Origin of the sequence: Micromonospora siamensis (genome assembly GCF_900090305.1) — a bacterium.
GTDB classification, from domain to species: domain Bacteria; phylum Actinomycetota; class Actinomycetes; order Mycobacteriales; family Micromonosporaceae; genus Micromonospora; species Micromonospora siamensis.
In genome coordinates this window covers 867845-894568 of sequence record NZ_LT607751.1, presented here as the reverse complement: position 1 = coordinate 894568, position 26724 = coordinate 867845, and the positions used below count along the sequence as shown (strand labels likewise).

Annotated in this window: 28 protein-coding genes and 1 riboswitch; of the genes, 21 read left to right on the top strand and 7 right to left on the bottom strand. The window is 74.4% G+C overall.

Going from position 1 to position 26724, the window contains the following annotated elements:
• Nucleotides 1-307: 307 nt before the first annotated feature.
• From GA0074704_RS04165 to GA0074704_RS04110, 12 genes are read left to right on the top strand one after another with little or no spacing between them, the layout of a single operon-like run.
• A complete protein-coding gene (locus GA0074704_RS04165) occupies nucleotides 308-877 on the top strand; it encodes a hypothetical protein (RefSeq protein ID WP_088969266.1) in 570 nt (189 codons plus the stop codon).
• Nucleotides 871-1806, top strand: a complete 936-nt coding sequence (locus tag GA0074704_RS04160) for a hypothetical protein (protein WP_172880403.1) — start codon at nucleotides 871-873, stop codon at nucleotides 1804-1806. Before GA0074704_RS04165 ends, GA0074704_RS04160 begins: the two co-directional genes overlap by 7 nt.
• Nucleotides 1807-1837: 31 nt before the next feature.
• Complete coding sequence (locus GA0074704_RS04155) at nucleotides 1838-2500, top strand: SAF domain-containing protein (RefSeq protein WP_088969264.1); 663 nt, start codon at nucleotides 1838-1840, stop codon at nucleotides 2498-2500.
• Between the two features lie 2 nt (nucleotides 2501-2502).
• A complete protein-coding gene (locus GA0074704_RS04150; protein WP_088969263.1) occupies nucleotides 2503-3303 on the top strand; it encodes a P-loop NTPase family protein in 801 nt (266 codons plus the stop codon).
• Entirely contained in the window at nucleotides 3293-4843 is a 1551-nt protein-coding gene (locus GA0074704_RS04145; RefSeq protein WP_088969262.1) for a CpaF family protein, read from the top strand. The genes GA0074704_RS04150 and GA0074704_RS04145 overlap by 11 nt, the downstream gene beginning before the upstream one ends.
• Nucleotides 4792-5739, top strand: a complete 948-nt coding sequence (locus tag GA0074704_RS04140) for a type II secretion system F family protein (RefSeq protein WP_377471434.1) — start codon at nucleotides 4792-4794, stop codon at nucleotides 5737-5739. The genes GA0074704_RS04145 and GA0074704_RS04140 overlap by 52 nt, the downstream gene beginning before the upstream one ends.
• Nucleotides 5740-5788: 49 nt before the next feature.
• Entirely contained in the window at nucleotides 5789-6655 is an 867-nt protein-coding gene (locus GA0074704_RS04135) for a type II secretion system F family protein (protein ID WP_088973436.1), read from the top strand.
• Nucleotides 6656-6681: 26 nt separating this feature from the next.
• Nucleotides 6682-6879, top strand: a complete 198-nt coding sequence (locus GA0074704_RS04130) for a hypothetical protein (protein WP_088973435.1) — start codon at nucleotides 6682-6684, stop codon at nucleotides 6877-6879.
• Between the two features lie 9 nt (nucleotides 6880-6888).
• Nucleotides 6889-7341 (top strand): TadE/TadG family type IV pilus assembly protein, encoded by a 453-nt coding sequence (locus GA0074704_RS04125; RefSeq protein ID WP_088969260.1) that lies wholly within the window; start codon nucleotides 6889-6891, stop codon nucleotides 7339-7341.
• Nucleotides 7326-7805, top strand: coding sequence for a TadE/TadG family type IV pilus assembly protein (locus GA0074704_RS04120; RefSeq protein ID WP_088969259.1), 480 nt, complete (start codon nucleotides 7326-7328; stop codon nucleotides 7803-7805). Before GA0074704_RS04125 ends, GA0074704_RS04120 begins: the two co-directional genes overlap by 16 nt.
• A complete protein-coding gene (locus GA0074704_RS04115; RefSeq protein WP_088969258.1) occupies nucleotides 7802-8230 on the top strand; it encodes a pilus assembly protein TadG-related protein in 429 nt (142 codons plus the stop codon). The genes GA0074704_RS04120 and GA0074704_RS04115 overlap by 4 nt, the downstream gene beginning before the upstream one ends.
• 15 nt (nucleotides 8231-8245) lie before the next feature.
• On the top strand, nucleotides 8246-9370 hold the full coding sequence (locus GA0074704_RS04110) for a LysM peptidoglycan-binding domain-containing protein (protein ID WP_088969257.1): 1125 nt from the start codon (nucleotides 8246-8248) through the stop codon (nucleotides 9368-9370).
• 110 nt (nucleotides 9371-9480) lie between these two features.
• On the opposite strand, the gene GA0074704_RS04105 is transcribed toward GA0074704_RS04110, so the two are convergent.
• The 3 genes from GA0074704_RS04105 to GA0074704_RS04095 form a co-directional block, all read right to left on the bottom strand.
• Complete coding sequence (locus GA0074704_RS04105) at nucleotides 9481-10320, bottom strand: Rieske 2Fe-2S domain-containing protein (RefSeq protein ID WP_231926754.1); 840 nt, start codon at nucleotides 10318-10320, stop codon at nucleotides 9481-9483.
• An 88-nt stretch (nucleotides 10321-10408) separates the two neighbouring features.
• Complete coding sequence (locus GA0074704_RS04100) at nucleotides 10409-11515, bottom strand: hypothetical protein (RefSeq protein ID WP_088969255.1); 1107 nt, start codon at nucleotides 11513-11515, stop codon at nucleotides 10409-10411.
• Entirely contained in the window at nucleotides 11512-12027 is a 516-nt protein-coding gene (locus tag GA0074704_RS04095) for a SigE family RNA polymerase sigma factor (protein ID WP_088969254.1), read from the bottom strand. The genes GA0074704_RS04100 and GA0074704_RS04095 overlap by 4 nt, the downstream gene beginning before the upstream one ends.
• 184 nt (nucleotides 12028-12211) lie before the next feature.
• Nucleotides 12212-12412: riboswitch (cobalamin riboswitch) on the top strand.
• Nucleotides 12413-12548: 136 nt separating this feature from the next.
• Between GA0074704_RS04095 and GA0074704_RS04090 the strand changes: the two genes are divergently transcribed.
• The 3 genes from GA0074704_RS04090 (at nucleotide 12549) to GA0074704_RS04080 (ending at nucleotide 16934) form a co-directional block, all read left to right on the top strand.
• Complete coding sequence (locus GA0074704_RS04090) at nucleotides 12549-14891, top strand: ribonucleoside-diphosphate reductase subunit alpha (RefSeq protein ID WP_197697592.1); 2343 nt, start codon at nucleotides 12549-12551, stop codon at nucleotides 14889-14891.
• Nucleotides 14892-14911: 20 nt separating this feature from the next.
• Complete coding sequence (locus tag GA0074704_RS04085; protein ID WP_088973433.1) at nucleotides 14912-15889, top strand: ribonucleotide-diphosphate reductase subunit beta; 978 nt, start codon at nucleotides 14912-14914, stop codon at nucleotides 15887-15889.
• Between the two features lie 274 nt (nucleotides 15890-16163).
• Nucleotides 16164-16934, top strand: a complete 771-nt coding sequence (locus GA0074704_RS04080; RefSeq protein ID WP_088969253.1) for a crotonase/enoyl-CoA hydratase family protein — start codon at nucleotides 16164-16166, stop codon at nucleotides 16932-16934.
• Here the strand turns inward: GA0074704_RS04080 and GA0074704_RS04075 are convergent.
• Nucleotides 16927-18411, bottom strand: a complete 1485-nt coding sequence (locus GA0074704_RS04075) for a dihydrolipoyl dehydrogenase family protein (RefSeq protein WP_088973432.1) — start codon at nucleotides 18409-18411, stop codon at nucleotides 16927-16929. The two genes, GA0074704_RS04080 and GA0074704_RS04075, sit on opposite strands and share 8 nt — an antisense overlap.
• A 91-nt stretch (nucleotides 18412-18502) precedes the next feature.
• Here GA0074704_RS04075 and GA0074704_RS04070 point away from each other — a divergent pair, with 91 nt between their 5' ends.
• Nucleotides 18503-18694, top strand: coding sequence for a hypothetical protein (locus tag GA0074704_RS04070; protein ID WP_231926971.1), 192 nt, complete (start codon nucleotides 18503-18505; stop codon nucleotides 18692-18694).
• A gap of 22 nt (nucleotides 18695-18716) precedes the next feature.
• Here GA0074704_RS04070 and GA0074704_RS29635 read toward each other — a convergent pair whose 3' ends face one another.
• The 3 genes from GA0074704_RS29635 to GA0074704_RS04060 all read right to left on the bottom strand — a co-directional run bounded on the left by GA0074704_RS29635 (nucleotide 18717) and on the right by GA0074704_RS04060 (nucleotide 21457).
• On the bottom strand, nucleotides 18717-18848 hold the full coding sequence (locus tag GA0074704_RS29635; RefSeq protein WP_269458913.1) for a hypothetical protein: 132 nt from the start codon (nucleotides 18846-18848) through the stop codon (nucleotides 18717-18719).
• A gap of 375 nt (nucleotides 18849-19223) precedes the next feature.
• Entirely contained in the window at nucleotides 19224-20546 is a 1323-nt protein-coding gene (locus GA0074704_RS04065; RefSeq protein WP_088969252.1) for a cryptochrome/photolyase family protein, read from the bottom strand.
• Complete coding sequence (locus GA0074704_RS04060; RefSeq protein ID WP_088969251.1) at nucleotides 20543-21457, bottom strand: phytoene/squalene synthase family protein; 915 nt, start codon at nucleotides 21455-21457, stop codon at nucleotides 20543-20545. The genes GA0074704_RS04065 and GA0074704_RS04060 overlap by 4 nt, the downstream gene beginning before the upstream one ends.
• A 65-nt stretch (nucleotides 21458-21522) precedes the next feature.
• On the opposite strand from GA0074704_RS04060, the gene GA0074704_RS04055 reads away from it, so the two are divergent.
• The 5 genes from GA0074704_RS04055 to GA0074704_RS04035 all read left to right on the top strand — a co-directional run bounded on the left by GA0074704_RS04055 (nucleotide 21523) and on the right by GA0074704_RS04035 (nucleotide 26690).
• Nucleotides 21523-22677, top strand: coding sequence for a polyprenyl synthetase family protein (locus tag GA0074704_RS04055; RefSeq protein WP_088969250.1), 1155 nt, complete (start codon nucleotides 21523-21525; stop codon nucleotides 22675-22677).
• Nucleotides 22678-22705: 28 nt separating this feature from the next.
• On the top strand, nucleotides 22706-24187 hold the full coding sequence (crtI, locus tag GA0074704_RS04050) for a phytoene desaturase family protein (RefSeq protein WP_088969249.1): 1482 nt from the start codon (nucleotides 22706-22708) through the stop codon (nucleotides 24185-24187).
• A gap of 25 nt (nucleotides 24188-24212) precedes the next feature.
• Nucleotides 24213-24815: an isopentenyl-diphosphate Delta-isomerase gene (gene idi / locus GA0074704_RS04045; RefSeq protein WP_088973431.1), complete on the top strand. Its 603-nt coding sequence runs from the start codon at nucleotides 24213-24215 to the stop codon at nucleotides 24813-24815.
• Nucleotides 24816-24825: 10 nt separating this feature from the next.
• Nucleotides 24826-25770 (top strand): MerR family transcriptional regulator, encoded by a 945-nt coding sequence (locus GA0074704_RS04040; protein WP_088969248.1) that lies wholly within the window; start codon nucleotides 24826-24828, stop codon nucleotides 25768-25770.
• Between the two features lie 74 nt (nucleotides 25771-25844).
• Complete coding sequence (locus GA0074704_RS04035; protein WP_088969247.1) at nucleotides 25845-26690, top strand: polysaccharide deacetylase family protein; 846 nt, start codon at nucleotides 25845-25847, stop codon at nucleotides 26688-26690.
• Nucleotides 26691-26724: the final 34 nt, after the last annotated feature.

Below are 26724 nucleotides of genomic sequence, written 5' to 3'. Positions count from 1 at the left end.
AGGGATGCCCCGGACAGCCTGGACATCGACCACCACCACCTCACATCACTCTGCGTGTTCGAATGAATTGCCTCTGTTGCATCGGCGGACGTCAGCCTATGCTCGCCCCTTGGGTACGACGCAACCCCCGACAGCAGGCGTCGGAGACCACAGGAGACATCGACTCACCGATAACGCACAACTTCCACAGATGTAAATGCGGACGCGTTCCTTTCCGGCCCGGCCGGCATCTTCCGGGCGCGCTTCCGCATGCCCGGAAGCCGCTGACCGCACCGGTGGCCGGGCCGCCAGCGAGGAGGACGCGGCGTTGCGAGTACGGCATTCCCGCCGCTGGGCAACATGCCTTGTCGTCACCGTCGCCGCCGGAATTCCCACCGGCTGCGGTGGCGCCGCGCAGCCCAGCGGGGAACCGGTTCCCGGCGCGCCGGCCGCCGCCGAGGCCCGCCCCGACGCCGCCGCCGAGGAGGCGGCCGGAAAGGCGGCGCTGGCCGCGTATTCCGGATATCTGGCGGCATCCGGAACGGCGAGCCGGCGCGGCGATCCCCGCCATCCGGAACTGGCCCGATATGCGGCCGACCCCCTGCTCACCCGAGTCCGCCTGGCAATTCGTGAGGCGAAGGAGCACGGCGCGATGCGTACCGGAAAACTGGTCTCCGATCCCACCGTGACCTCGGTCGACCTGGCGTCGACGCCACCCACGGTCGAGATCCAGGACTGCCTGGACGCGACCGGCTGGCGGCTGGTCTACGCCAAGGACCACCGCCCCGTCCCCGGTGCCCGGGGTGGGCGCTGGCTGGCCACCGCCACCGCCACCCGGTACCCCGACGGCCGCTGGCTGATCAGCACCAGCGCCAGCCACCAGGACCAGCCGTGTTGACCGCGGCCCGGCGTGGACTGGCCGGGGCGGCGCTCGCCCTGCTGCTGGTGCTCGGCGCGGTCGGCCCGGCCGGGGCGGCGCTGCGCGGCGGCCCGGACGTCGAGTGCCCCGCCGGCCAGAACGACTGCAGCATCTGGGACGACGATCCCGGACTGCCCGGCGGGCCGGGCGGCGGCGGCACCGGTGGGGACACCGGCGGCAGCACCGGCGGGGGTGGCTCCACCGACGGTCCCGCCGCGAAGTGCCAGTGGAACGGCCGGGCGCTGCCCTGCCACGACGACCTGCTCGGCTGGTTCAACAACGCAGACGGCTGCTACTACAAGCTGGCCGAGCCCCAGCCCAGCGTGGTCGAGGGCAAACAGTGGTACGTCAAGACCTGCAACGGCGGTGACCTGGGCGCCCAGGAGACGGTGCTGCTGGACGCCGCCCCGGGCGGCTTCGAGGCGCCACCCGACCCCGCCGAGCTGGCCCGGCAGGCGCTGGCCTCGATCGAGCTGCTGCCACCCCGGCTGAAGGTGGCCCCCCGGCGCGGCAAGGGCCCCGGCCTGGTCGGCCTCCCGGTCTGGATGTGGGCCAGTCCCGGCCCCAACTACTTCGGCCCGCTGCACGCCTCCGCGTCCGACCGGGGCCTGACCGTCGCGCTCAGCGCCACCGTCGACCGGATCGTCTGGGACATGGACAACGGGGACACCGTCACCTGCACCGGCCCCGGCACGCCCTACGTGGTGGACGGCCCGCGGGCCGGCCTGACCTCGCCCGACTGCGGCTACGACCAGGGTTACGCGCAGGCCAGGACGTACCGGATCCGCGCCACCACCCACTGGACGGTCAGTTGGGAAGGCGGCGGGCAGAGCGACAGCTTCCCGCTCACCCGCACCAGCAACGTGGTGCCGATCGAGATCGACGAACTCCAGGTGGTGACCGGATGACCGGCGCCCCGGAGCGGACGGAGAAGACCCGATGAGCCTGGTGACCCAGAACAACCCCGGGCCGGTCGACGCGCCGGTCGCCCCGCCGAAGGTGGTCCGCCAGCGGCGTACCCGGCCCGGGCTGCTCGGGCTGGCCGTGCTGCTGATCGCCCTGGGCGGGCTGGGCGCGGCGTTCGCCGTCACCTCCGTCCGGGCCACCGGCAGCTATCTCGCGGTGGCCCGGCCGGTCGAGGTCGGTCGGGTCCTCGGCGCCGACGACCTGGTCTCGGTGCAGGTCGCCGGCGGGCAGGGCCTCTCGCCCGTGCCGGCGCAGCGGATCGCCGACGTGGTCGGCAAGCGGGCCGCCGTGTCGCTGGTCCCCGGGACGCTGCTCACCATGCGCCAGCTGACCGACGGTCCGCTGCTCGGCCCCGGGCAGCAGCAGGTGTCGCTCGGGCTCGACCCGGCCCGGGTGCCCGCCCGCAAGCTGCATCCCGGCGACAAGGTGCAGCTGGTCGGCACCCCGGCCCGCAACGACGACGGCAGCGACAAACCGGCCACCACCACCCGCTTCACGGCCACCGTCATCGACACGTACACGCCGAAGAGCGGGGACGTCGTGGTCTACCTGGCGCTGGCCACGCGGGACGTACCGGCCGTGGTGGTGCTGGCCGCCCAGGACCGGGTCGCGCTCGTGCTCACCGAGGCGGCCTGAGCATGGCGATCATCGCGCTGGTGTCGGCCAAGGGCTCGCCGGGCGTCACCACCTCGGCACTGGCCTGCGCGCTGAGCTGGCACCGCCGGCTGGTGCTCGCCGAGGCCGACCCGGCCGGCGGGTCGATCCTCGCCGGCTACCTGGGCGGAGCGCTCGACGGGCCCCGGGGCATCGGCGAGCTGGCCGTGGGCGAGCTGCGCGACGGCAACCTGGAGCAGGCGTTCTGGTCGCAGCTGGTCGACCTGGACGCGCCGAAGCGGGAGCGGCTGCTGCTGCCCGGCGTGGTCGACCCCGTCCAGGCCGGCAGCGTCACCCCGCTCTGGCAGCGGTTCACCGACTTCTTCGCCGAGCTGGAGAAGGGCCACCCGCCGTACGACGTGCTGGTCGACTGTGGGCGGTTGCAGGTGCCCGGCCCGCCGTGGCCGCTGCTGCGCGCCGCCGCCGTGGTCCTGCTGGTGACCCGGGCCCACCTGCCCGATCTCTCCGGCACCCGGGCGATGATCCGGGCGATCGAGCGGGACTTCGCCGAGCACCGGGTGCCGCCGGGCACGCTGCGGCTGCTGCTGGTCGGGCCCGGCCACGGCAACGGCGAGGTCAGCAAGGCCCTCGGCGTGCCGGTGATCGCCCGGCTGCCGGAGGACACGCGTACCGCCCAGGTGCTCAGCCTCGGCGGCACCGTACGCGCCGGCCGGCCGCTGATCCGCGCGGCCGCCGCCCTGGAGGTGCCGGTCCGGGCGATGCTCGAACGCCGCCGGGCGCGGCTGGGCTGGCCGGTCGCCCAGGGGGTGCCGGATGCGGTTTGAGCCGGTCTTCCACGACCCGCGCGGCGAGCAGCCGGGCGCCACGTCCATCGTGCCGCCGGTCAACGGCCGCTACCCGCACGCCACCGCGCCGATGCCCGGGCAGCCGGTGGCGGTGCTGCCGCCCGCCCCGCCCGAGGCGCCCCGCCCCCGGGTGGACTTCGCGGTGGTCCGCGAGCTGCGCCGGGAGCTGACCGAACGGCTCACCCTCTGGCAGCGGGGCCGCGAGTTCAACCCGGACGAGGAGGACATCGAGCGGGCCCGGCTCGCGGTCGCCGTGGTCTCGGCGTACGCGGACTCGGTGCGCCGGGCGGGCACCCCGATGGCAGCCGGCGAGGAGCGGCTGCTGCTCGACCAGGTGACCGCCGAACTGGTCGGCCTGGGCCGGCTCCAGACGCTGCTGGTCGACGAGAGCATCGAGGAGGTGCACATCCTCGGCTGCGACCAGGTACGCATCACCCGGCACGGCGGCGGCGTCGACTGGGCCGAGCCGATCGCCGACAGCGACGACGAGCTGGTGGAGATCCTCCAGGCGGCGGCCCGCCGGGCCGGTGCCACCGAACGCTCGCTCTCCACCTCCAAGCCGACGCTGGACCTGCAACTGCCCGACGGCAGCCGACTCGCCGCGGTCTTCCTGGTCACCCACCGCCCGTACGCGGTGATCCGCAAGCACAACACCCTCGACGTGAGCCTGGACGACATCTGCGGCACCCGGGCCGACCTGGACGAGATGATCGACCCGCTGCTGCGGGACTTCCTCCGCGCCGCGATGCGGGCCGGGCTGAACATCATGGTCGCCGGGCTGGCCGGGGCGGGAAAGACCACCGTCATCCGGGCGCTGATGGACGAGATCCCGGCCGACGAGCCGTACGTGCTGCTGGAGGAGAGCCGGGAGCTGCTGCCCACCCGACGCGGGATCAAGCACCGGGCGGTGATGAGCTTCGAGGCCCGGGAGGGGCACGGCGAGCGCGGGGCCGACGGCCGGCCCGCCGGGGAGGTGAGCATCGCCGACCTCATCCCGGTGTCGCTGCGGATGGGCGTGCTGCGGATCATCGTCGGTGAGGTCCGGTCCCGGGAGATCGTCCCGATGCTCCAGGCGATGACCACCAGCCGCGGGTCGATGTGCACCATCCACGCCCGTACGCCCGCCGGGGTGAGCGAGCGGATCATCGAGCTGGCGCTGGCCCACGGCCGGGAGATGACGGTCGAGCAGGCCCGCCGGATGGCCGGCAACGCCCTCGACCTGATCGTCTACGTGACGGTGGAGGACGAGACCGCGATCGGCGGGCGCAAGCACCGGTTCGTCTCCCACGTGGAGGAGGTGATCGGGGTCGGCGAGGGCAACCGGATCACCACCACCACGGTCTTCGGTCCCGGGCCGGACGGTCGGGCCGTACCCCGGCACCTGCCGGAACGGGTCCGCGACCAGCTGCTGCGGGTCGGCTACGACGCGCGGCTGCTGACCCGGTTCATCGAGGCCGGGCAGGGTGCCTGGCGGCGGCCCCGGCACACCCGGCTCGCCGGTCGGGGGAACCCGCGATGACCAGCGACATCGAGCTGATCGCCATGGTCTCCGGGGCGGCCTGCGTGGCCGGGCTGGTGTTGGCGGTGGTGGCGCTGGTCGGCACCAGCCGGCCCGCCGGGCCCCGGCCCGGGGCCCGCAGCCCGCTGGACCGCCTCGGGCTCACCGGCGGCAGCCCGCACGAGCAGCGGTCCCGCCGGCTGCTGCTCGGCGGGGCGCTGCTGGCCGGCGCGCTCGCCTTCCTGGTCACCGGCCTGCCCGTGGTCGGCCTGCTGGTGGCGGTGGCGGTGCCCGGCACGCCGTGGCTGCTCGGCGTGGGCAAGGCCGAACAGCGGGCCATCGAACGGATCGAGGCGGTCGGCGAGTGGACCCGCCGGCTCAAGGACGTCTCCGCCACCGGGCAGGGCCTCCAGCAGTCGATCGTCGGCACCATCAACACGGTGCCGGAGGAGATCCAGGAGGAGGTACGCCTGCTCGCCGCCCGGCTCCAGGCCGGCTGGCTGGCCCGCTCCGCCCTGCTGGCGTTCGCCGACGACATCGGGGACCCGGTCTGCGACCAGGTGGTCGCCGCACTGATCCTGCACCTGACCGACCGGGGCGAGCGGCTCGGCGACGTGCTCGGGTCGATCGCCTCCGCCGCCGCGGCCGAGGTGACCACGAGGCGGGAGATCGAGGCCAAGCGCACCCAGCCGCGGTTCGCGGTCCGGTTCCTGACCGGAATGACCCTCGCCACCCTGGCGTACGGGCTGGTGAACACCGAGTACATCCGCCCGTACGGGACGCCGGTCGGGCAGTTCGTGATGACGCTCCTCGGCGTCGCCTTCATCAGCCTGCTGGTCTGGGTGCGGTCGATGAGTCAGCCGCCCCGACCGGCCCGCTTCCTGCCGGCCCCCGACCCGCAGGAGGTCGTCGCGTGAACGGCGTGCCGGCGCGTCCCGCCGCCCCGACCGAAGGCCGGGGCACATGATCCTCAACTGGCAGCTCACCCTCGCCGTGGTCGGCGGGGCGGTGGTCGGGTTGGGCCTGTTCCTGCTGGTCCGGGAGGCGGTCCCGGCCGCCCCGGCGCTCGGTCCGGCGCTGCGCCGGCTGCACCAGCCGCCGGGTGTCGCACCCGCCGGCCCGGCCGGCCGCCGGCTGGAGTGGCTGGGCGGGCTGTCCCGCTGGCTGCGCCCGCCGCACCGGCAACTCGCCCTGATCGACCGCACCCCCGAGCAGTACACCTTCTCGCTGCTGCTCTCCGCGCTGATCGGCCTGGTCTCGCCGACCCTGATCGCGGCCGGGCTGTTCCTGATGGGCGTCGGTGTTCCGGTCGCCGTGCCGGTGCTGGGCAGCCTGGCGATGGCGGTGCTCGCCGCCGTGCTCGCCCACCGGGCGGTGCTGACCCGCGCGGACGCCGCCCGGGACGAGTTCCGCCAGGCGGTCTGCACCTACCTGGACCTGGTGGCCCTGCAACTGTCCGCCGCGCACGGGCCGGTGCAGGCGTTGGAGCGGGCGGCGACCGTCTGCGACGGCTGGGTCTTCGACCGGATCCGGGAGTCCCTGCGGATCGCCCAGATGCAGATGCACTCCCCCTGGGACGAGCTGCGGGACCTGGCCGACCGGATCGGCATCCCGGAGCTGGGCGACGTGGGCGCGATCATGCGCTCGTCGGGCAGCGAGGGCGCCCAGGTGCACGAGACGTTGCGCAGCCGCGCCGACGCGCTGCGGGATCAGATCCGCACCGACAACCTGGCCCGCGCCGAGGGGGTCACCAGCCGGCTCGACATCCCGGGCGCGCTGCTGGTCTTCGTCCTGTTGGGCTTCGCCGTCTACCCGTTCGTGGCCCGCCTGTGAACACACCCCGACAGAAGGAGCACGCCATGCACCTCTTCGCCTACCTGCACGCCGCGTTGAGCACGCGGCTGGCCGAGTTGCGCCGCGACGGTGAACGCGGCGACAGCCCGGTGCCCACCGCCGTGATCATCTTCGGTCTGGTGGCCGCGGCGGTCATCGTCACCGGCATCGTCGCGACCAAGGCCCAGGGCTGGATGGACGCCATTCCGGACCCGGCCCCGTAGGGACGATCGATGCGCCGTCCAGCCACCGCCGGCCCCCGCCGGGCGGCCACCGCCGTCCGGCGTACCGGCGCGCCCGTGCCCCGGTGGCAGCGGGACCGGGGGGCGAACCCGGTCGAGTTGGCGGTGGTGATGCCGGTGGTGTTCGTGCTGCTCTTCGGTTCGATCCAGGTCGCCGCCTGGTTCGTCGCCCGGGCCACCGCGCTGAACGCGGCGCAGAGCGCGGTCACCGCGCAACGGGTCCAGGCCGCACCGGCCGGGGCCGGCGAGGCCCGCGCGGTCGCCTTCCTGAACGCGGCCGGGGACTGGCTGGTGGGCTGGAACGATCCGGGGCCGACCTGCGTGGTCGACGGGGGCGGCGTGACCTGCACGGTGACCGGCAGGTCCCTCTCCGTCGTCCCCGGCGTGAGCTTCCCGGTGGAGCAGCGGGCGCACGGGACGGTCGAACGGTGGACGGCGCCGTGACCGGGCGCGCCGAGCGGGGCTCGGTCTCCGTCGAGGTGGCGGTGCTCGCCCCGGCGTTCATCGCGCTGCTGGTGCTCGCCGGGGTGGCGGGGCGGACGGCGATCGCGCAGGAGGCGATCGGGTCGGCGGCGCACGACGCGGCCCGGGCCGCCTCGATCTCGCGTACCGCCGGCGCCGCCCGGGAGGCCGCCGGGAACGCGGTGACCGAGTCACTGGACTGGCAGCGGCTCAACTGCGAGGGCGCCCCGCAGCTCAGCTTCAGCGGCTCGGTGGGCGGCGTGTCCACCAGCTTCGACGCGGCGTTCGCCAGCGGACCGGGGCAGGTCGCCACCGTCTCGGTCCGGGTCACCTGCGTGGTCTCGTACGCCGACATCCAGCTGTCGACCGCCCCCGGCATGCCGGACGGCACCACCGTGTCGGCGCGGTTCACCTCGCCGCTGGACCGCTACCGGAGCCGGGGATGACCGGGCCGGGCCGCCGCGACGCCGGCCGGGTCAGCCTGTTCCTGGCCGCGGCGATGACCGGCGTGCTGGTGGTGATCGGGTTGGCGTTCGACGGCGCCGGCCAGCTGCGGTCCATGCAGCGCGCCGACAACCTGGCCGCCGAGGCGGCCCGCTCCGGCGGGCAGGCCATCGACCGCGCCCGGGCCATCGAGGGCGGGCCGAAGGAGATCGACGAGGACGCCGCCCGGGCCGCCGTGGCCGGCTACCTGGCCGCGGCCGACGTCGCCGGCCACACCGTCACGTTCCCCGTCGTGGACGGCGAGAAGCGGATCCGCGTCCGGGTGACCGTCACCTACGACCGCTACCTGCTCGGCCTCTTCGGCTTCGGCAACACCGTCACCGTCTCGGGCGAGGCCACCGCCCGGGCGATCACCGAGGAACCGTAGGGAAGGAAGGCAGCCATGGCCGCATCCCGTGGCTCCGCCGTACGGCGGGCCGGGCAGATCCTCACCGGGTTCGGCGCGCTGGTCGTGCTCTGCGCGGTGCTCGCCGGTGCGCCGGTGGCGCTGCTGGCCTTCGCCGGCAACCCGCTCCCCGACCACCTGCCCACCCTCGCCGAGGTCGGCACCACGCTGACCAGCCGCGACGACGGCCAGCTCTTCCTGCGGGCGCTGGCGGTGCTCGGCTGGTTCGGCTGGGCCACGTTCGCCTTCTCCGTACTCGTGGAACTGGGTGCGCAGACCCTGCGCCGCCCGGCGCCCCGGCTGCCCGGGATGCGCCGCCAGCAGCGGGCGGCGGCCGCCCTGGTCGGTTCGGTGGCGTTGATCCTCGCGGCGGCCCCGGCCGCGAGCGCGGCCACGGTGGCGTCCGCGCCGCACCCGACCGTGGCGACGCTGCCGGTCACCGCCCACGCCGGCCCTTCGACGGGTACGCACCTGACGGCTGCCCTGTCGACGCAGAGCGCGCAACCGGCGGCCGGCACCCCGGTGTACCGGGTCGCCGAGGGCGACTACCTGGGCGAGGTGGCCGAACGGTACCTGGACGACTTCGGGCGCTACCGGGAGGTGGCCGCGCTGAACCGGCTGCCCGACGCCGACCGGATCCAGCCCGGGCAGCTGATCAAGCTCCCGGCGCGGGCGGACGACACGGGTGCCCGCCGGCACGCCACCGGCCGGCTGGTGGAGGCCGGCTCGACGCCCCGGCGCCCGTCACCGCACCCACCCGCGGCCACCCCGCCCGGATCGCCCGCGCCCGAGGGCCACGCCGGCCCGGACACCTCCGGCCCCGGCGGACCTGCGAATCCCGGTGGGGCGGCCGGCCCGAGCCAGGGCGGGAACACCGGTCGGCCGGCGCCGAACCAGCAGCCGCTGCCCCCGGCCGCGCAGCCGGCGGGGGCGCCACCGGCGATGGCCGCCGGAGCGGCCCGGGCCAGCGACGACGACGGGATGAACCGTCCGCTGGCCGTCAGCGCGGTGCTCGCCGTCGCCAGCATCGTCGGGGCACAGATCGGCGCGGTGCTCGGGCTGCGTCGCCGCCCGGTCCGGGCCGCCCGGGCACTGATCTCCGGGCGGCACCGCCGCGACTGACCTGCCCCGCGCCCTCGGGGCGGGAGCACGGCATGCCGCAAGACACGCCAACACCCGGCCGGGAAGCCCCAAGACGTGCCATCACCCGGCCGGGAGCGGCGCGTGATCGGTCAGGGGATGCGGGTCTGGAGGACGCCATCGACCACCCGGGTCGGCAGGAGCTGCTGGTCGGTGGCCGCCGGACCCTGCACGACCTCGCCCCCGTTGAGCCGGAAGGCGCTGCCGTGCCAGGGGCAGACCACGCAGGCGTGCCCGTCGATCTCCTGCACCTCGCCCTCGCCGAGCGGTCCGCTCTGGTGCGGGCACCGCTCCAGCATCACCGTGACCTCGTCGCCGTGCCGGTAGAGGATCACCGACACGTCGTCCACCTCGCGGGTGACCAGTTCACGCTGCGGCAGGCTGGCCAGGTCGGCCACGGCCTGCCACTCGTCGCTCATCCGGTGCAGCTCGGAGACGCTCTGGCTGACCTGCGCGCCCTGCTTGTACGCCAGGTGCCCGCCGACGTACGCCCCCAGGCTGGCGGCGCTCAGCCCCAGGTACGCCAGCGCCCGCCCGCTGCCGTGCCGGCCGTTGAGCCGGGCGGCCAGCGAACCGGCGTAGAGCGCCAGCCCGACGGAGTTGGCGGCGGCGTGCACCAGTCCGATCCGGCGCTGGTCGCGGGAGAGGGCGGCCCAGTCGTTGAGGCCGGCCACGGCCGCCGGCACCGCGCTGACGGTGCCCAGGGCGACCAGCGTGGTCGCCGCGCGCCGCTGGCCGGGCAGCAGGTCGACCACCGCGGCGCTGATCCAGGCGCCGACCGGCACCTGCACCATCGCCGGGTGCAGCGGGTGGCCCAGCCACACCCCGTGCAGCAGGTCGCGGACCCGCTGCGGACGCAGGGTGGCCTGGACGGCTCGTTGGAGCCGGTCACCGACCCGGTCCAGGGATGAGTTCTGTTCGATCCTGTTCATCAGCGCTCGCACCTTCTCCGACTTCCCGGCAGGAGCGACCGCAAACCGGGCGACGGGTACCGGAGGGCATCCGTCGCCCGATCGGGTGTCACCGCCAGTCGCTGATCCTGGGCCGGAAGGTGGTGCCACGGAACAGCCCGTCCAGGTCACCGCCGAGGGCGCGCAGGGTCGCCTCGTCGTTGGCGGTGATCTCCACGTACAGCCCCTGGACGTTGTAGACCTGGAGGCTGGCGCCGCCGTCGCCAGAGGTCCGGCGGCGGGCCGGGTGACCGTCGATGGTCGAGTCGGGGTCGGCGAGGACCGAGCCGTCACCCTTCTCCGAGGTACGCGGCATCAGCTGCACGGTCAGCGGCCAGTCGCCGTACTTCGTGCGCTTGCCGGTGCCGTAGGCGAGGCGCGCGTCCCAGCCGCCGCCGGGTCGGGTGGTCACCTGGTACGACATCGGCTTCAGTGTGGACGGCAGGGCGCGGAAGGCCACCGGGACGGGGATCGGGCGGTCGACGGCGTACCGGATGTCGAGGGCGATCCGGCGGACGAGGGCCTGCGGGTCGGTGCCCGCCGGCACGTTGATCAGGCCCACCTCCGCCCAGGCGCCCGGGGCGTACTGCCAGCGCAGGGCGGCGCCCCGGCCGACGACGGCCACCGGGTTCCACCAGGCGGGGCGGCCGGCGACCGGTTCGGCGGCGGTCAGGCCGGAGGTGCCGGCGCTCCCGGCGGGGCGGACGAAGTTGTCGTCGTCGGCCAGGGCGATGTCGGAGCCCCGGGGCACCATCCGCAGCATGAGCCGCATCCCCTCCCCCCCGGGCTGGGGCGCCGCCGCGTACAGGGTGAGTTGCGTGGACCGGGTGACGACGGTCCGGTCGGTGAGACCGGCGGGGAGCCAGCCGAGGTCGGCGTACTGGCGGGCCGGGTCGAAGGCGGCCGGCGCCCGGTCGGGCAGCGGGGCGGCGGGGGTCGGCGTGCCGGTCGCCGTCGGCACGGCGGCCACGGGTGGGGGCGCGGGCCGGTCGCCGCGGTCGAGCAGGGTCGGCGCGGTGGCGACGAGCGCCACGACGGCGAGTCCGGCGGTGGCCGCGGTGGCGATCCGGCGGTGCCGGATCCGCCGCCGCCCGTCGCGTACCGCCCGGTGCAGGTCCACCCCGGACGGGGGCAGCGGTGAGTCGCGCAGCGGTTCGAGGAGCTTCCCGTCAGTCATCGTGCCTCTCCCGTGATCACGTAGTCGGCGGTACCGAGCAGGCGGCGCAGGCGGGCCAGGCCCTGGGCGGTCTGGCTCTTGACGGTGCCGGCGGTGCAGCCGAGGGTCGCGGCCACCTCGTCGACCGGGCGGTCGTGCAGGAAGCGCAGCACCAGCACGGCCCGCTGCCGGGGCGGCACCTGGGCCAGCGCGGCGTGCAGCAGTTCGCGGTCCTCGACCGCGTCGCCGAGCGGCCTCGCCGTCGGCTCCGGCGGGACGTCCGTCAGGCGTACCCGGGACCAGAGCCGGCGCTTCTCGTCGAGGAAGACCCGGACCAGGACCGTCCGGACGTACGCGTCGACGTTCTGCGCCTCGCGGGCTCGCCGCCAGTTGACGTAGAGCCGGGTGACCGCCGTCTGGACCAGGTCGTCACCGCGGTGCGGGTCGCCGGTGAGCTGGCTGGCGATCCGGCGCAGCAGCGGCAGCCGCGCGGTGACGTACTCGACGTACTCCTGCTCCAGGTCCGCCCGCATCCACCCAACCCCGTTCGTGTGTGATTCCACCCCGCTGACGGGCCCGGCCTCCGTCCAGGTTGTATGCCAACCCGGAAAACTCTAGAGCCCGACACGCCCACAGCATGTGGTGTGTTGGCTTTTTCCGAGCCACTACATCTAGGATCGTTTTCGTTGCTGGTGTGACCCGTCCGACGGGTCCGCCAGGTGTCGACGCCTGCCAGGCGTCGCGCCGAACAGGGAACCCGGTGCGAATCCGGGGCTGCCCCGCAGCGGTGAGCGGGAACGAGAGCCGTCAACTGAGCACTGGGCCCGACGGGGCCCGGGAAGCGACGGCCGGTAGGCCAGCGCGTCGCCAACGCGCCCGCCCGCGAGTCCGAAGACCTGCCAGCAGTGCGTGCCCGCCGGGTGCGCGTACCACCTCGGGGCCTCGTGGGAGGGCCGTCGAGCCGTAACGGAACACCGCCGGCACACCGACCGGCGGCGCTCCGGCGTGCCGTCGTGCCCTCCCCACGGTCCACACCGACCATCCAGGAGAGCACGTGACGGCGTCATCCACCCTTGCCCCACCCCCGGTCGACGCGCTGCGGGAACTGCTGCACCGGCACCGGCACGACCTGCCCGACACCGACCCGGAGCGGATCCTCGCCCTGGTCGAGTCGGGGCGTACCGCCCGGGCCGACGCGGCGGAGCTGACCGGGCTGGCCATCTCGGCGGCGGCCGGCCTGATCGCCGAGGAACCCGCGTACACGAAGCTGGCCGCCCGGCTGCTCGCCGCCCGGACCGCCGACGAGACCCGGGAGCAGGGCATCCTGCGGTTCTCCGACAGCGTCGCCGTCGCGTACGCCGAGGGGCTGCTGGACCCGGACTTCGCCGGCTTCGTCGCGGCGCACGCCGACGCCCTCGACGGCTTGGTCGACCACGCGCACGACGCCGCGTTCGAATACTTCGGCCTGCGTACGCTCACCGACCGCTACCTGCTGCGGCATCCCACCACGCGGGCGGTGCTGGAACGTCCGCAGCACTTCTGGCTGCGGGTCGCCACCGGCCTGTCGGACACCGTCACCGAGGCCGCCGCGCTCTACCGGCGGATGTCCCGGCTGGCCTACCTGCCCAGCTCGCCGACCCTGTTCAACGCGGGCGCCCGGCACCAGCAGCTCTCCTCCTGCTTCCTGGTCGACTCGCCGCGCGACGAGCTGGACTCGATCTATCAGCGGTACACGCAGATCGCCCGGCTGTCGAAGTTCGCCGGCGGGATCGGGGTGTCCTGGTCCCGGGTGCGTTCGCGGGGGTCGCTGATCCGGGGCACCAACGGTCGCTCCAACGGCATCGTGCCGTGGCTGCGGACCCTGGACGCCAGCGTGGCCGCGGTCAACCAGGGCGGCCGGCGCAAGGGTGCCGCCTGCGTCTACCTGGACACCTGGCACGCCGACGTCGAGGAGTTCCTGGAGCTCAAGGACAACACCGGCGACGAGGCCCGGCGGACCCACAACCTGAACCTGGCGAACTGGGTGCCGGACGAGTTCATGCGGCGGGTCGAGGCGGACGCGCAGTGGTCGCTCTTCGACCCGAAGGAGGTGCCGGAGCTGGTCGACCTGTGGGGCGAGGAGTTCGACACCGCGTACCGGGCGGCGGAGGCGGCCGGCAAGGCGGTCCGCACGCTGCCGGCCCGCACCCTGTACGCCCGGATGATGCGCACCCTGGCGCAGACCGGCAACGGCTGGATGACCTTCTCCGACGCGGCGAACCGCACCTGCAACCAGGTCGGCAACGGCGGCGGGGTGGTGCACCACTCCAACCTGTGCACCGAGATCCTGGAGGTGACCAGCGACGACGAGACGGCGGTCTGCACCCTGGGCTCGATCAACCTGGCCGCGCACCTGGTGGACGGCGGGGTCGACTTCGCCACGCTGGGCGAGACGGTGCGGATCGCGGTGGGCGCGCTGGACCGGGCGATCGACCGGAACTGGTTCCCGACCGAGGAGGCCGGGACGGCGCACCGGCGCTGGCGGCCGCTGGGGCTGGGCGTGATGGGGCTGGCCGACGTGTTCGCGGCGCTGCGGCTGCCGTTCGACTCGGCCGAGGCGCTGGCCCTGTCCACCCGGATCGCCGAGGAGATCGCCCTGGCCGCGTACGACGCGTCGGCCGACCTGGCCGAGGCGTTGGGGGCGCACCCGGCGTACCCGCTGACCCGGGCGGCGGGCGGGGTGCTGCACCCGGACCACTGGCCGGACGCCCGACCGACCCGACCGGAGGCGTGGGCCGTGCTGCGGGAGAAGGTCGCCCGGCACGGGCTGCGCAACTCGCTGCTGGTGGCGATCGCCCCGACGGCGACCATCGCGTCGATCGCCGGCTGCGCCGAGTGCGTGGAGCCGCTGGTGTCGAACCTGTTCAAGCGGGAGACGCTCTCCGGCGAGTTCCTCCAGGTCAACCGGCACCTGGTGGCGGACTTGAAGCGGCTGGGCCGGTGGGACGCGCCGACCCGGGAGGCGATCAAGCGGGCCGACGGGTCGGTGCAGGAGCTGGACCTGCCGGCGGAGCTGAAGGCGTTGCACCGTACGGCGTGGGAGCTGCCGCAGAAGGCGCTGATCGACCTGGCCGCCGCCCGGGCGCCGTACGTGGACCAGTCGCAGTCGCTGAACCTGTTCCAGGCCAGCCCCACCATCGGCCGCCTCTCCTCGATGTACGCGTACGCCTGGCGGGCCGGCCTGAAGACGACCTACTACCTGCGGTCTCGCCCGGCCACCCGGATCGCCCAGACCACGGTGACCGCCGCCGTGCCGGCGCAGTCCCGGCCGGCCCTGCTCACCCTGCCCGTGGCGAGCGACGACGACGCCGTCGCCTGCTCGCTGGAGAACCCGGACGTCTGCGAGGCCTGCCAGTGACGACGCTGCTGGATCCCGGCATGGACCTGACCCTGCGACCGATGCGCTACCCGGAGTTCTACGAGCGGTTCCGGGCGGCCATCCGCAACACCTGGACGGTGGAGGAGGTGGACCTGGCCTCCGACGTACCCGATCTGGCGAAGCTGTCACCCGGCGAGCGGCACCTGGTGCACCGCCTGGTGGCGTTCTTCGCCACCGGCGACTCGATCGTGGCGAACAACCTGGTGCTCAACCTCTATCAGCACGTCAACGCCCCCGAGGCCCGCCTCTATCTGTCGCGGCAGCTCTTCGAGGAGGCGGTGCACGTCCAGTTCTACCTGACCCTGCTGGACACCTACCTGCCCGACCACGAGGAGCGGGTGAAGGCGTTCGCGGCGGTCGAGCACATCCCGTCGATCCGGGACAAGGCGGAGTTCTGCTTCCGCTGGATCGACTCGATCGGCAGCCTGCACCGGCTGGAGACCCGGGCCGACCGGCGGGCGTTCCTGCTCAACCTGATCTGCTTCGCGGCCTGCGTGGAGGGGCTGTTCTTCTACGGCGCCTTCGCCTACGTCTACTGGCTGCGCTCGCGCGGCCTGCTCTCCGGGCTGGCCACCGGCACCAACTGGGTGTTCCGCGACGAGTCGATGCACATGGAGTTCGCCTTCTCGGTGGTGGACACGGTCCGCGCCGAGGAGCCGGCCCTCTTCGACGCGGAGATGGAGGCGGACGTGCGGCGGATGCTCGACGAGGCCGTCGCGGCGGAGCTGGCGTTCGCCCGCGACCTCTGCGGGGAGGGCCTGCCGGGCATGAACACCACCGACATGCGCCGCTACCTGGAGTACGTCGCCGACGCGCGGCTCGCCCGGCTCGGCCTTCCTCCGGCGTACGGGTCGAGCAACCCGTTCCCGTTCATGGAGTTGCAGGACGTGCAGGAGCTGACGAACTTCTTCGAGCGGCGGGTGTCGGCCTACCAGGTGGCGGTCGAGGGGACGGTGGCGCTCGACGAGGCGTTCTGAGCGGGTGGCCGGCTCGTCCGGGCCCGCTCGTCCCCCCGTGCTCGGCGGGACCGGGGACACCTCCTGCCCGCGCTACAGACTTGAGAGCACGGACGACTCAACCGCACCGGGCGGCTCCGCCCGGCCTCTGAGTCGTTCACGCTCTCAAGTCTGTAGGCACGGCGCACACCCGGGCCAGGCCCGGCCGGCCCCGGACCGAGGTCGCGCTCCGGCCGGCAGGCCCGGTCCGATCGGGCCGTGGCGGGCGGGCGCGCCCGCCGGGCATGCTGTCCCGATGGGTGTACGGGTGGAACGCGACGGGCCGGTGACCACGGTGATCCTGGACCGGCCGGCGGCCCGCAACGCCGTCGACGGCCCGACCGCGCGGGCGCTGGCCGACGCGTTCCGCGCCTTCGAGGCCGACCCCACGGCAGCGGTCGCGGTGCTCTGGGGGGCCGGCGGCACGTTCTGCGCGGGCGCCGACCTCAAGGCCATCGGTACGCCCAGCGGCAACCGGGTCGAACCGGAGGGCGACGGCCCGATGGGACCCACCCGGATGTCACTGTCCAAGCCGGTCGTCGCCGCGATCTCCGGGTACGCCGTGGCCGGCGGCCTGGAGCTGGCGCTCTGGTGCGACCTGCGGGTCGCCGAGTCCGACGCGACGCTCGGGGTGTTCTGCCGGCGGTGGGGGGTGCCGCTGATCGACGGCGGGACGGTCCGGCTGCCGAGACTCATCGGCGAGAGCCGGGCGATGGACCTGATCCTCACCGGCCGGCCCGTCGGCGCCGACGAGGCGTACGCGATGGGGTTGGTGAACCGGCTGGTCGCGCCGGGTGAGGCGCGGGCGGCGGCCGAACGGCTCGCGGCCGAGATCGCCCGGCACCCGCAGACCTGCCTGCGCAACGACCGCGCCTCGGTCCTCGCCACCGCCGGCCGGCCGGAGCCGGAGGCGCTCGCCGTCGAGCTGACGTACGGGATGGGCTCGCTGGCCACCGACGCGGCGGCCGGCGCGGCCCGGTTCGCCGCGGGTGCCGGCCGCCACGGCGACCCCGCGCCGCTCAGCTGAGGTCGCGCAGCGCCGTCTCGATGGCCCGGTGGAACGTCGGGTACGCGTAGATCATGTGCCGGAGCTGGCTGATCGGCACGGACGCGTGCACCGCCACGACCAGCCCGGAGAGCACCTCGCCGCCGGCCGGACCGACCGAGGTGGCCCCGACCAGCACGCCCTGGTCGGCGTCGGCGACCAGCTTGATGAAGCCGTCGCCGGGCGTCTTGTGGATCCAGCCGCGGGTGGACGACGACAGCTCGGCGAAGCCGATCTGCACGTTGATCCCCCGGTCCCGGGCCTGCTGCTCGGTGAGCCCCACCGCGCCCACCTCCGGGTCGGTGAAGGTCACCCGGGGCAGGGCCCGGTAGTCGGCGACCGGGACGCTGCCCGGCGCGACGGTCGACCCGCCGGCGCTCATCGCCCCGCCGACGGAGCTGACCACGCCGGCCGCGCCGCCGACCACGCTGGCGGTGCCGCTGGCGTCCGGCCCACCCTGGGCACGGCGCACGTGGTCGAGCACGTCGGCCACGACGATCGCCGCCTGGTACATGGCGATGTGGGTGAACGCGCCCTCGCCGGTGAGGTCGCCGACCGCCCAGATCCCGTCGGCGGCGTGCATCCGGCTGTCCACCGGCAGGTAGCGCTGCTTGGCGTCCACCCCGACGCTGTCCAGGCCCAGCTCCTCCAGGTGGGCCCGACGGCCGGTGACCACCAGCAGCCGGTCACCGGTGTACGACCCGCCGCCCGCGTGCACGGTGAAGGCCGAGCCGTCGTGGCTGACCCGTTCCGCCTTGACGCCCGTCTCGACGGTGACGCCGTCGGCGCGCAGCGCTGCCGCGGCCACCTTCGACGACTCGGGTTCCTCCACGGCGAGCACCCGGTCGGCGGCCTCGATCACCGTCACCCGCACCCCGAACCGGGCGAACACCTGCGCCAGCTCCAGCCCGATCGCGCCGCCGCCGAGCACCAGCAGCGTGGCCGGCAGCTTCTCGACCTCGATCGCCTGGTGGTTGGTCCAGTACGGCGTGTCGGCCAGCCCGTCGATCGGCGGCACCGACGGTCGGGTGCCGGTGCCCAGCACGACCGCGTGCCGAGCCTGGAACACCTGGTCACCGACGCGTACCCGGCCGGGGCCGTCGAGCCGCCCGGCGCCGCGGACGAACCGGCCACCCTTGCCGATGAACCGGTCCACCGCCGCCTGGTCGTCCCAGGTGTCGGTGGCCTCCTCGCGGATCCGCTTCGCCACCGGGGCCCAGTCCGGCCGGACCTCCGCCGAGCCGGCCAGCTCGTTGACCCGGTGTGCCTCGGCCAGGGCGTTCGCCGCCCGGATCATCATCTTGCTCGGGATGCAGCCCCAGTACGGGCACTCGCCCCCGACCAGGTCCCGTTCGACGCCGACGACGTCGAGGCCGGCCTCGGCGAGTCGCCCGGCCACCTCCTCGCCGCCCACGCCGAGCCCGACGACGACCACGTCCACGATCTCCGGCTCCGTCACCTTGCCAGCATTGCGTACCGCCCGGCCGCCGGCCACCGTGCCCGCCCGGAATTCCCCCGCCCGTAATGATCCTCACCGCCTACCGTCCGGGGTGGCGTGGCGGGCCGGGGAGATCCCGGCGGTGAACCTGCACGCGACAGCCACCGCGCTGGCCCGGCTCTACGGCGGGCTGCTGTCCGGCGGCACCCTGGACGGCGTACGCCTGCTCTCCCCCGACCTGGTCCGGCTGGCCGCCCACAACCGGGTGGATGACCTGGTCGAGGCGCTGCACTCCTGCCTGTGACGGGCTTCCTGCCGGTGCCGCCTCAGCCGAGCGGGTTGCCCGTCGCCCCCGCCGTCGGCCCCGCCGTCGCCCCGCCGTCGCCGGCGACGAGCCCGTCGAGGACGGCGGCCCGGTCCCCGAGTTTTCCGCCGCGGCCCGGGGCGTCGCCGCCCACCCGCACCCACCTCACCTTCCGTGACGGGCACCGCCGATCACTTGGCGTCACCAGCCGCCGGGGCCCACGTTCCCTCCTCCCCCGCTTTGCTCTGCTGCCATCGACGCAACACGGTGCTGACCTGAGGTTCAACCGTCCGGAGAACCTCACGACCGCCACTGCAGGGTGACTTTCGGTGACTGTTGCGCGGGTGGCAGCAGAGCAAAGGGGGGTGAAGACAGGTCGGCGGGGCGGCCGGCCGTCGCGCTCGGTGACACTCAGCAGGCAAACCCGGCCGTAGGCGGCCAGCCCGACCGCAGCCCGGCACCCCGGCCGGGCAGCGCGGCCGGGCAGCCTGGCCGGACAGCCTGGCCGGACAGCGCGACGGCGGGCGGATCAGCGCATCCAGACCGGGTCGGCGCCGGGGACCTCCAGCGGGGCCGGGTAGTCCAGCGTCCGGCGTTCCTCCGGGGGCAGCCGCCACGGCTGGTGCACCGCCTTGCCCGCGACGGAGGCCAGCTCGGGCACCCAGCGCCGGACGTAGTCGCCGGCCGGGTCGTACCGTTCGGCCTGCCGGACCGGGTTGAGGCTGCGATAGGGGCGGCTGTCGTTGCCGGTGCCGGCCACCCACTGCCAGTTGCCGGAGTTGTTCGCCACGTCGCCGTCGAGCAGCCAGTGGGCGAAGACCGCCACCCCGGGCCGCCAGTCCAGCCCGAGCACCTTGGTCAGGTAGCCGGCGGTGATCAGCCGGGCCCGGTTGTGCATCCAGCCCTCGGCCTGCATCTGCCGCATCCCGGCGTCCACGATGGGCATGCCGGTCCGCCCCTCGGTCCAGGCGGCCATCGCCTCGTCGTCGTACCGCCAGTCCTCGCTCGCGCCCCGCCGGTACGCCTTCGTCGAGATCTCCGGGAAGGCGGCGGTGACCTGGTAGTAGAAGTCGCGCCAGCAGAGCTGCCGGACGAACGGGTGGGACCGGTCGCCGGCCCGCTCCGCCACCGCCAGCGGAGAGACGCAGCCGAACCGCAGGTACGGGCTGAGCCGGGACGTCTCGTCGCCGGCCATGTCGTCGTGGATGTCGTCGTACCGGGCCAAGGTCGGCAGCCACTGCTTCAGCCGGCGCCGGGCATGCGACTCGCCGCCCGGCGCGGCGTCCGGCGACTCGCCCTTCGGCAGCGCCGGCAGCCGCCCGACCTGGACGCCGGCGGGCAGCTCGACCCGCTTCGGGGCGGCCAGCTCCGCCCGCCGGTCCACCCCCTGCCAGACCCGGAAGTACGGGCTGAACACCCGGTAGTGGTCGCCACCGGTCGGGCGTACCGCCCCCGGCTCCACGACGGTCAGGCCGGGGAAGAGCTTCAGGTGCAGCCGGTGCCGCTCGCACTCCTCGCGCAGCCGGCGCTCGCGCCGCGCGGCGTACCGGCTGACGTCGGCGGAGAGCGCCACCGCCTCGGCGCCCACCTCACCGGCCAGCCGGATCGTCTCCGCCACCGGGTCACCCCGCCGGATCACCAGGTCGCCACCGCGCTCGCGGAGCGCGTCGCGCAGCTCGGCGAGGCACTGGTGCAGGAACCGGGTGCGGTTGGGGGACTTCTCGGCCAGCGCGGGATCGAGGACGTACAGCGGCACCACCCGGTCGAAGGCCGCGCAGCTGGTGGCGAGCGCCGGGTGGTCGTGCAGCCGCAGGTCGCGGGTGAAGAGGACGACCGCCGTACGACCGCTCACGGGGCGGGGGCCGGCCCGGGGACCAGCACGGGCGTGCCGGTGCGGGTGAGCAGGGCGCGGGCGGCCACCGACATCCGCCGCCGCTGCGGGACCAGGGCCCGCCGGACGAAGACGTCGTAGTCCTGGGCGGCCACCTCGTCGAGGATGCCGCCGTAGAGCGCGTACGCGGTCCGCATGCAGGCCTGCGAGGCGGGGCTGAGCAGCGGGATGCCCGGCGCGGCGGCGGCGTAGTGGGCCTGCGCGCGGGTCACCTCGTACTCGATCAGCTCGCGGATCTTTCCGGTGGTGCGGCCGGCGGCCCGGGCGGCGAGCAGGTCGTCGCGGCTGACGTTGAACTTGGCCAGGTCCTCGTCCGGCAGGTACGTCCGGCCCCGGTCCAGGTCCTCGGCGACGTCCCGGATGAAGTTGGTCAGTTGGAAGGCGAAGCCGAGCTGCCGGGCCGGTTCCCGGGCTGCGGCCGGGTCCTGGCTGCCCAGGATCGGCAGCATCATCGTGCCGATGACCGCGGCCGAGCCCTCCATGTAGTCGAGCAGGTCGTCGTAGGTCCGGTACGAGGTGACCGTCAGGTCCATCGCCATGCTGCGCAGGAACGACGCGAAGTCGTCGCGGTCCAGGTCGAAGACGGCGATGGTATGCAGCACGGCGGGGAGCAACGGATCGTCGACCGGTTCGCCGTGCAGGCCGGCGAGGAAGCGGGACGCCCACTCGTCGAGCTTGGCGGCGCGCTCGGCCGGCGGAAGGTCCTCGGTCCGGTCGACGATCTCGTCGGCGAACCGGGTGAAACCGTACAGAGCGTGCACATGACGCCGTTTCCAAGCGGGGAGCAGCCTGGTGGCGAGATAGTAGGTGCGACCGTGGCGTCTGTGCAGCTCACGGCTTCGGTCATAGGCGGCGGTGAGATCGTTTTCCACCGGCTCTCCTCAAAAATCGACGCACCAATCGACGCAACTCGTAACCCTAGGGTACGCTCGCCCACATGGCCAACGACGCAGTTGCGGGTAATGCGCTGAGTGTCGCGACGGCCGGCATCGGCGACGGGGACGATCCGGTCCGCGGCGTGCTGGCCGCGTTCACCAGGGACCTGATCACCGCCGTCGACGAGACCCTCGCCGGGTTCCTGGCCACCGAGGTCGCCTCGCTCGGCGAGATCGACGCAGCGATGGGCGGATTCGCCGCAACCGCGCGGGACTGTGTGCTGGCCGGCGGCAAGCGGGTCCGCCCGACATTCGCGTACTGGGGCTGGCGGGGCGTGGTCGGCGGGGACGAGCCGCTGCCACCGGTGCTGCCGGCGCTCGCCGCGCTGGAGCTGCTGCACACCTTCGCCCTGGTCCACGACGACGTGATGGACGCCTCCGACACCCGCCGGGGCCTGCCCACCGCCCACCGGGCCGCCGCCGAGCGGCACCGCGCCGCCGGGCACGCCGGCGACCCGGACCGGTTCGGCGAGGCCGTCGCCGTGCTGATCGGTGACCTCTGCATGGTCTGGGCCGACCGGCTGCTCGGCCACGCCGCCCTGCCCCCGGCCCGACTGCTCGACGTGCGGCGCTGCTACGACCAGATGCGCGTCGAGACGGTGGCCGGGCAGTTCCTCGACGTGCTCGGCGAGCACGACGCGGCGAACTGGTCGGTGGACCGGGCGCTGCGGGTGGCCCGCTACAAGACCGCCAGCTACACCGTCCAGCGGCCGCTGCTCTTCGGCGCCTGCCTGGCCGGCGTCGCCCCGGACGCGCCACTGATCGCTGCGTACACCCGCTACGGCCTCGCCGTGGGCGAGGCGTTCCAGCTCTGCGACGACCTCCTCGGCGTGTACGGCGACCCGGCGACCACCGGCAAGCCGGCCGGCGACGACCTGCGTACCGGTAAGCCGACCGCGCTGCTGATGGTGGCCCGACAGCTCGCCACCCCGGCGCAGCGCCGGTCCCTGGACCGGGTCGGTGACGCCCTCACCGACCGGGACGTGGACCTGCTGGCCGAGCTGGTGGTCGACACCGGTGCCGTGCACCGGATCGGCCGCATGATCGACGAACGGGTGACCGAGGCGCTGACCGCGCTGGAGTCCGCGTCGATCGACGAGACGGCGCGCACCGCGCTGACCGGTCTCGCCACCGCCGCGACCAAGCGACGGGCATGATGGGCAACTTTGCGAAGGAGGTGGTCACGTGCGGACCGTGAACGGACGTACGGACCGGGTGGTGGTCGTAGGCGCGGGCCTCGGTGGGCTGGCGTGCGCGCTGCACCTGGCCGGCAGCGGACGGCAGGTGACCGTCCTGGAACGCGAGCCGGTGCCCGGTGGGCGGGCCGGCCGGCTCAGCGTCGACGGGTACGAGTTCGACACCGGCCCGACGGTGCTGACCATGCCGGACCTGATCGCCGAGGCGCTCGGCGCGGTCGGCGAGGAGCTGGACGACTGGCTCGACCTTACCCCGGTCGACCCGGCGTACCGGGCGTACTACCCGGACGGGTCGACGCTGGACGTGCTCACCGACACGACCCGGATGGCGGCCGAGATCTCCCGGGTCTGCGGGCCGCGGGAGGCCGACGGCTACCTGCGCTTCGTGGACTACGCGCGCAACCTGTGGGAGTGGGAGCGGGCCGACTTCATCGACCGCAACCTGGACGCCCCGACCGACCTGATCACCGCCAACCTGGTGAAGCTGCTGGCCAACGGCGCGTTCCGGCGACTCCAAACCAAGATCAACCAGTTCTTCCGCGACCCGCGTACCCAGCGGATCTTCTCCTTCCAGGCCATGTACGCCGGCCTCGCGCCGCACGACGCGCTGGCCATCTACAGCGTCATCGCGTACCTCGACTCGGTCGCCGGGGTGTTCTTCCCGCGCGGCGGCATCCACGCGGTCTCCCGCGGCATGGCCGGCGCGGCCGAGAAGCACGGCGTGCAGATCCGCTACGGCACCACGGTCGACCGGGTGGAGACCGCCAACGGCCGCGCGACCGGCGTGGTGACCACCGACGGGGAGTTCGTCCCGGCGGACGTGGTGGTGCTCAACCCGGACCTGCCGGTCGCCTACCGGGACCTGCTGCCCGAGGGGCGGGCCCGGAAGCTCACCTACTCGCCCTCCTGCGTGGTCCTGCACGTCGGCTCCAGGCAGGGCTATGAGAAGATCGCCCACCACAACATCCACTTCGGACGCAAGTGGAAGGGCACCTTCGACGAGGTGATCCGCCGCGGCGAGCTGATGACCGACCCGTCGCTGCTGGTCACCAACCCGAGCCGGACCGACCCCTCGGTCGCCCCGGCCGGCCGGCACACGTACTACGTGCTCGCGCCGGTGCCCAACCTCGAACGGGCGCCGTTCGACTGGCGGGGCGACCTCGGCCGCCGCTACACCGACCAGCTGATCGGCACCCTCGAGGAGCGCGGCTACGTCGGCTTCGGCGACGGCGTCGAGGTGCTGCGCACGATCACCCCCGCCGAGTGGGAGGAGCAGGGCATGGCCGCCGGCACGCCGTTCGCCGCCGCGCACAGCCTCTTCCAGACCGGGCCGTTCCGCCCGTCCAACCTGCACCGTCGCTTCGACAACGTGGTCTTCACCGGCTCCGGCACCCAGCCGGGCGTCGGCGTGCCGATGGTGCTGATCTCCGGCAAGCTGGCCGCCAACCGGATCACCGGTGCGGGCCGATGAACGCCGTCGCGGCGTGGGTGACCCGGTGACCGCCCGCGAGGCCCACCTGGTCGAGCTGGTCGACGACGCCGGCCAGCCGCTCGGCGAGGCCACCGTCTCCGCCGCCCACCGGCCACCCGGCCGGCTGCACCGGGCGTTCTCGGTGCTGCTGGTCGCGCCGGACGGGCGGGTGCTGCTGCAACGCCGGGCCGCGGTGAAGACCCGGTTCCCGCTGCGCTGGGCCAACTCGTGCTGCGGTCACCCCCTGCCGGGCGAGGCGCTGGCCGAGGCCGCCAACCGGCGCCTCGGCGAGGAGCTCGGCGCCGCGCCGGTCGCCCTCACCGAGGTCGGGGTGTACGTCTACTACGCCGAGGACCCGGCGACCGGCCGGGTGGAGTTCGAGTACGACCACGTGCTCCGCGCCGACGTGCCCGCCGACGTCACCGTACGGCCCGACCCCGACGAGGTGGCCGAGCTGCGCTGGGTCGACCCGGCTCGGCTGATGTCGGAGATCGACGCCGACCCCCGCGCGCACGCCCCCTGGCTGGGTGGGGTGGTGAGCCGGCTGCTGCGCTCCGCCGGCACCGGCACCGGCACCGGCACCGGCGCCGCGAAGCCGGTCGGCGCCTCCGCGCACGACGAGGCGTAGGAGCGGTCGGGTGGCCGATGACGCGCTGAGCGCGGGGGCCGTCGCGCGGCGGCTGGGCGTGGCGGTCACCACGCTGCGCACCTGGCACCAGCGGTACGGTCTCGGCCCCAGCCAGCACGTCCCCGGCCACCACCGGCGCTACACGCCCGCCGACCTGGCTCGGCTGGAGATCATGCGCAAGCTCACCGCGGAGGGGGTGACCCCGGCCGAGGCGGCCCGGTGGGCCCGCCAGGCGCCCGCGGTGGACCCGGCCGACCTGGCCGGGTCCGGTCGGCTGCGCCCGGCCCGGCACGGCGGTGGGCTGACCATTCCGGTGGGCCGGGCCGGGCCTGCCGCGCGCGGGCTGGCCCGGGCCGCCATGCGGCTCGACTCGGCCGCCATCGGGGAGGCCATCGCGCACGCGCTGGCCACCGACGGGGTGGTGGCCACCTGGGAGGGGCTGCTCCGCCCGGTGCTGACCGGCATCGGTGAGCGGCACGCCGCCACCGCCGGGCTGATCGAGGTCGAGCACCTGATGTCCCGGTGCGTCTCCGAGGCGTTCGCCACGGTAGCCCGGTCGATCCCGGCCGTCGGGCCGGCCCGGATCCTGCTCTCCTGCGCCGACGAGGAACAGCACACCCTGCCGCTGGAGGCGCTCGGCGCGGCGCTGGCCGAGGTGGGCGTCGCGTACCGGATGCTCGGCGCACGGGTGCCGACTCCCGCTCTGGTCGACGCGGTCGACCGGACCGGTCCCGCGGCCGTCGTGGTCTGGTCGCACACCCGGGCCACCGCCGACCCGGGGCAGCTCGCCGCCCTGCTCGCCGCCCCGCGCCGGCCCCTGCTGGTGCTGGCCGCCGGGCCCGGCTGGCGGGCCGACATGCTGCCCGCCGGGGTGGTTCGGCCGGTGGACCTGGCCGAGGCGGTGTCGCTCGCCGTGGCCGTAAGGGATTCTCTGGACCAGACCACGACAGGCTGAACGGATCTACCAAACGTCACGCTCCGTCCATTACCGTCGGATCGGTCCGCGCACCGATCCCCTCCGGAGCGAACATGACTTCACGCGCCGTATCGGCGATCTGCCTCAGCCTGCTGCTCGCCCTGAGCGGCTGCGGGGACCCCGTCCGCCGCGGCGTCGGCAGCGGTGCCGGCGGCCCCGCCCCGGCCGCTCCGGCTTCCGGCACACCGGCCCCCGCCGGGCCGGAGCCGACGTCCAGGCCGAAGCCGGAGCCGACGCCCAGCGGCCCCCCGCGCCCCGTCCGGAGCACCCCGCCGCCCCCGCCCAAGCTGCGGCCGCTGCCCAAGAAGCTCCCGGCGGGCCTGCGCCGCGGCACCGGCGTGCGTGCGGTGGCCCTCACCTTCGACGACGGGCCCAGCCCGGCGTGGACGCCGCAGCTGCTCGACCAGCTGCGGGCCGCGCACGTCACCGCGACCTTCTGCGTGGTGGGCGTCCAGGTGAAGCGGCACCCCCAGCTGGTGGCCCGGATCGTCCGCGAGGGTCACCAGCTGTGCAACCACAGCTGGCGGCACGACATGGACCTCGGCCGCCGCCCGCTGGCCGAGGTCCGGGCCGACCTGGTCCGCACCAACCGGGCCATCCAGGCCGCCGCGCCGGGCGCCAAGGTGCCCTTCTTCCGGCAGCCCGGCGGCCGCTGGACCGGCGAGGAGATCGCGGTGGCCCGGCAGTTGGGCATGAAGCCGCTGCACTGGAGCGTCGACCCGCAGGACTGGGCGAGGCCCACACCGCCGGTGATCACCAAGCGGGTGACCACCACGGTCGGGCCCGGCGCGGTCGTCCTGATGCACGACGGCGGGGGAAACCGCGCCTCGACCATGGCCGCCTGCCGCTTCCTGATCCCCGACCTGAAGCGCCGGTACGGCGTGGTCCGGCTCCGCTAAACCCCTACTGACCTGCGATTATGCGTCCGCCTGT